This is a genomic window from Pseudacidovorax sp. 1753 (assembly GCF_040544975.1).
In the GTDB taxonomy this organism is placed as follows: Bacteria; Pseudomonadota; Gammaproteobacteria; order Burkholderiales; family Burkholderiaceae_C; genus Xenophilus.
The window spans coordinates 1-4,787 of record NZ_JBEPKY010000049.1 but is presented as its reverse complement, the minus strand read 5'-3'; the positions used below and the strand labels follow the sequence as shown (position 1 = coordinate 4,787).

At 54.4% G+C, this 4,787-nt stretch carries 5 protein-coding genes; 1 reads left to right on the top strand and 4 read right to left on the bottom strand.

Translation table 11 applies throughout. From position 1 onward, the window contains the following. Positions 1-185 precede the first annotated feature (185 nt). Entirely contained in the window at positions 186-899 is a 714-nt protein-coding gene (locus ABIC63_RS29765) for a hypothetical protein (RefSeq protein ID WP_354322451.1), read from the top strand. Positions 900-1,040: 141 nt separating this feature from the next. On the opposite strand, the gene ABIC63_RS29760 is transcribed toward ABIC63_RS29765, so the two are convergent. The 4 genes from ABIC63_RS29760 to ABIC63_RS29745 all read right to left on the bottom strand — a co-directional run bounded on the left by ABIC63_RS29760 (position 1,041) and on the right by ABIC63_RS29745 (position 4,519). Beyond that, entirely contained in the window at positions 1,041-2,513 is a 1,473-nt protein-coding gene (locus ABIC63_RS29760) for an AAA family ATPase (protein ID WP_354322450.1), read from the bottom strand. A gap of 587 nt (positions 2,514-3,100) precedes the next feature. After that, positions 3,101-3,457 carry a GNAT family N-acetyltransferase gene (locus ABIC63_RS29755; protein WP_354322449.1) on the bottom strand — a complete coding sequence of 119 codons (357 nt, stop codon included), beginning with the start codon at positions 3,455-3,457 and terminating at the stop codon, positions 3,101-3,103. A 197-nt stretch (positions 3,458-3,654) separates the two neighbouring features. After that, entirely contained in the window at positions 3,655-4,158 is a 504-nt protein-coding gene (locus tag ABIC63_RS29750) for a hypothetical protein (protein WP_354322448.1), read from the bottom strand. Positions 4,159-4,243: 85 nt separating this feature from the next. Further along, positions 4,244-4,519, bottom strand: coding sequence for a hypothetical protein (locus ABIC63_RS29745; RefSeq protein WP_354322447.1), 276 nt, complete (start codon positions 4,517-4,519; stop codon positions 4,244-4,246). Positions 4,520-4,787: the final 268 nt, after the last annotated feature.

Below are 4,787 nucleotides of genomic sequence, written 5' to 3'. Positions count from 1 at the left end.
CAGCCACCAAGGAGAGTGTCCCGATTGGCAGTGAAATCTGGTTGCTCGGGAAGGCCGAGAGGGATGTGAAACTGGCCGGAGACGCCTGACGGCCACTTCCTGTCACTCGTCGCGACCGGCAAATCCTGCCAACAGCAGTCGTTCGTCACCTTGCATTCCAACCTTACTTCCCATCAGGAAAATCGATGTTCGGTGTTTTCAAATCCAAGTCGAGCAAATCAAGGACGGGTTTCTTCGGGGCGACCATGAAAGTGGACCGCGGCACGAACGCTGACTTGGCACCCGTGGCAATAGGTGCGTACGTCACTGCGTTCACAGCAGCTGCGAACGAAGAAATCGCCGTCGGCTTAATTAGCGAAAGGCTCGCCGGCCTGGGCTACGAGTCTCTCGAGTTGCGTGGTCCTGTCACTAGCTTCAATGTCGAATACTGGGCCTCGTATGTTGAGCGGTACTGGGCAGAGTTTGCGGCTAACCTGCCTTCACAACAGGACTTGGTCACCATCGCCGAGCCCCGGGTCTTTGTGGGAGCCATTGCTGCTTTCGAAGCGCCAAAAGCTGGCGCCAGCGAGCGCGAGCACGTCGCCGCTGAGATGTTCAGTTATCTAACGGACGTGTGTAATGGGGTGCAGGAGGCAAAGGAGATTCGTTTGAAGGCCTTCAAAGCGGCTCATGTGATGGGCCGTGAGCTAGCTAGGCTGTTCAAGGGAAGCGAAATGCTTCCACGGTCTCTCCTCTCATCGCTTGATGGTTGCGCAAACCTGCTGGAAAACGAGGCTCCATATTGCCCCGACCCGCCTCGGGTAGTTGCGATGGCAAATACTCTTCGCCAAACCTTCGGGTGCTTAATTGGAGGCGAAGCTCACGATGACAGGTTACCTGGAGTCCCACGCATCCGTTGATGCGTCGGATTTGCGGTCCGCTCTGGACAAGACTAAAGGTCTGCTTTGGGCCCACAGCGGTCATTAGCGCAACAACTGCTGTTGCATTAACTCCCGCACCCTTTTAATCACGAAATTCGGCCAACGCTCACTCTATGAATATTAAGCTGGGCTTTCTTGATAGCACCCTAACAGAATATTGGCAGCGGGTCGGCCTAGGAAGTTTAGCAGTGAGAATTGGTCTTTTGGTATCTCCGCTTTGCCTATTTGAGCAGCCATAGCCTGCCCAACCACCGCCTCCCAAGGTTTGTTTGAGCCCAAAATTCCGACTATAAGCTGCCGCACATTTTTAATTTTTTTTTGCTGCATTCTATCTGCTGAGTTTATTAATTCTTGCAGGAGGGTAGTGTCCTTGTGACCGATATTCTCGGTCAACCAATGGTGGGCAGCTGAAACGAATCCGGCCCAATCAGTATTGAGTCTTTGTAGGCATTCTGATGTGAGGAGCATGTTCTCAATTGCATAGCAATTAAGTTTGAATCGTTGAACGCACCCAACGGGCTCTATATCACCAAGGCGTCCATCCGCGTCTCTCAGTGAATACGCCACGGGTTTGTCATAAATAGACCTAAGCATCTTATCGCAAAAGCTCTCTAAGTCATGCTGCTGATTGACAGACTGCGCGAGAACAGGGAATATTCGGATTTTTCCCTGAGATGACCTGGCCGCTTGCTGCCATACCCGCTCGTCATCTTCGCCCTCGACTATCAGCATTGCGTCGCGATTGAGGCTGAGGGAGAGCGGGTGGCCAAAGAACGGAGCCACTTTTTTTACTTCATCGCTGGCGGAAGCGAACGTGATACTACTGGAATCAAATTCTTTGTTGCCGATAGATGTACGGTCGTCAACCGCAAGAGCACATACTAATGCGTTACTGTGCGTGGCAACAAACACATATGTCTTCTCCTTAACAGCATTAGGCAGCTCAGATAGTCTATCTAGCAAATACTGCCCGAACCGCGCCTGCAAATCCGGATGCTGATGGACATCAGGCTCGTCCAATAGCAAAACGTTCGTTACATCGGAAGTTGCACTCGAAAAAAAATATAATACCTCAGCAGCCAGCGATACTGTCTCCGATTCTCCACTACTTAGGTTAATGGCATCGACCCTTTCATCTTTGAGATTTTTAAAGATGAAATCGCTACCGCCTTGCTCAATTGATATATTAGATAGTAAATTACTTATAGGGTTTAGGCAGTTCGTTTGAAAACTCATACCGCGAGCATCAATGTTTTGCAGCTTCCGCAAATATGCGGTCTCCGCATTTCGCAAGGCATAATGCGACATGGCCTTGAAGCTGGTTCCGCCGGCTTGATTTGAGCGCCTAACGCTACTACCCCAGTTGGCCGACCCCATATTAGTGTCGATGTTTCCATCGCGCACAAAAGAGCCGCTTCTTTCTGGAGTTACGTAAGTGACCCGATAGATTGCACTTTGTGCATTCATAAACTCGTCTACAGTGCGCAACAACGTGCTCTTACCCGCTCCATTTCTCCCGAGAATCAAATTTACAGGTGAGCAGTTAACCAAGGAGACAAGTCCGTGGGAATAGTGTGTAAAGGTGAAGTCCATTGCTGTGTTGTATACAGTTTTTGTGGCTCGCGACGTATTTCAACCGAAACCTGTTGACACTAATGGGGGGGCATAGGAGACACGCAATTTTTCCCCAATTTCAATTCGATTAAGCGGAGAGGTGAAAATTGTGGAGTGTCCGCATCTGGCCGACTGTAGCCTCTGGACCAGTGGGCGAGAAGGGCCCAGAGCAGAGATCGAGGGCGCCCGAAACCAGACCTCCGACAGTTCCCCGCCCCACTACCCTTGAGATTTCGCCCACTGTTTGTGAATGGCCACGCAGCGGTGCCGAGTTCGTTGCTCGTACTGTCGTCCTCGACCAATGGCTTCGAGCCTCGCCGCGATTTCGGAGTCGATGGGTGCACCCTGCTCCAACCACCCGACAGCAAGCGCCGGCCAGTAGCCGGTCGGCCAACTCAGAGCACCGAGAAGAATCTCGCGTGCCGGCATCGAGCCTGAATAGGACGAGTACGCTGATTCCAGCGCCGGTAGGAAGCGAATGAACTCAGGGTCGGATGGCATGGCTTAGCGTCTGCTCCTGGCCGACTGTAGCCGCTCGTGCCTAAAACCTTCTCGGCCTGAAGCGGTCATGGTCGCTGTTTCGTGAGCCGGATGTCCCCGTCACCAATCGCCACTTCGCTGCCCCATCCGAGGTGACGATAGAGCCGTGCAGCGCGGCTCTCTTTCGCGGTTTCGAGCCACGCGGCAGGGTGCCGCTCGAACAACGCGCGTTCACAGGTCCGGGTCAGGCGCGTGCCGATCCCGCAACCCTCATGTTCGGGCAACACAAACAGAGCAAACAGGCACGCATCATCCAAGTCGACCATGGCGAAGCCAACGACGTTCTCATCGATGGTCGCAACCCAAGAGCAAGGCGCGCTACTGACAGCAAGGGCGATGGCTTCCGGCGTGACGCCTATCGCCGAAAGCTCGTCGGCAGTCATCGTGTTCTCTCCGACCGATGCCCTGACTTTGAACATTGCGCTCACGTCTGTGACAGAGGCAGGCCGAATTTCTGGAGACAAAGTTCTCATAAGGAGTGGCGGTCGCGAACTTCTGCTCGTGGCCGACTGTAGTCCGCCGTCGTGCCGACGCAAAGGAGTCCGTACCGGCTCTGCCCCGCGCTCCAAAGCGGACTTTCTCACGGGACCTTCACCCGTAATTGGCGCTCCATCAACCTGTTGTAAAGCTCGACAAGCGCCGCCTTGTTCGCACCGCCGGTCAGCGAAAAGTTGAACACCTTGCGCGATGTGACGTAGCCGAGATAGATGTGGGTCATGTCGCCGGTGTGCGCGGCGTAGCTGATCTCCAACCCTCCGCCGCCGGAGTAGGGTTTCGCACTTCGGCTGACAACAGTCAGTGCGTCCCCACTGGCTTCGGCAAGGGCCTTGTGTCGGCTTTCCAAAGTCACCTCCGCAACTTTCGCCCACTTGCTCTCCGGCAATTCATAAAAGTCCACGCTAACGATGATTTCGGCCTTGAGCTTGTCCGAACACCACCTCAGCGTTCTTTCCCTGGAGATCGGAACCTGTCTCCAATCCGCCGAAAGGCTAAGCACGAACTCGTTGTAATCGTATGGGTGAAGTTGCTCCGGAGTCGGCTGGGCAGTCGGTGCCGGGAGACTAAAGGAATAGCTGAACTTCATCGTATGCAAGATATGGAATCGAACGTCTGGCCCTGGCCGAATTCTGCCGCGTCGGTGAACGTCGTGTCCTGGCCGAAATCGGAAATCAGAGCCAGCGACGTGATGCGGTGGCGGTGTCCACATGATTGGCCGTGAACGAGCCGATTAGAGCCGCGGAAAGGTAGAAGCCAACGACCGCAATCAGCAGTTGAAGAATTTCACCCACGGCTGGAACAAGGCGCCAGGGCAAGTTGCAGAGCGACATGGTCGCAAGGAACAAAAACAAGGCAAGCCAAGCGCCCTGCCGGTAGAGCGTCAGCGTCCGGCCAAGCAGGGGAACCTTGAGCATCGAGTCGCCCCTGAACCTCTGCAGCGTTGACATGGCCATTCTCCTTGAATCGAATTTGAGGGTGCTCGCGAGCGACAGCTCCTGGCCGTTTGCCGTCAACAGGGTGCGGTCCTCATGATCAGCATAAATGCAAGTCGGCTCTTGCGGAGTGAATGGTGGCAACCGCGCATCGCCCATGCTCCACAAATGGAAGCCTTAGGCTAATCAGTCGGCCCTGCAAAACCCCGCCACCCCGCATGAATGCTGGATTCCTTGCGGCTGGCGGTACACCGAATCCCCCAGGAATCGTTGGACAGGCAGC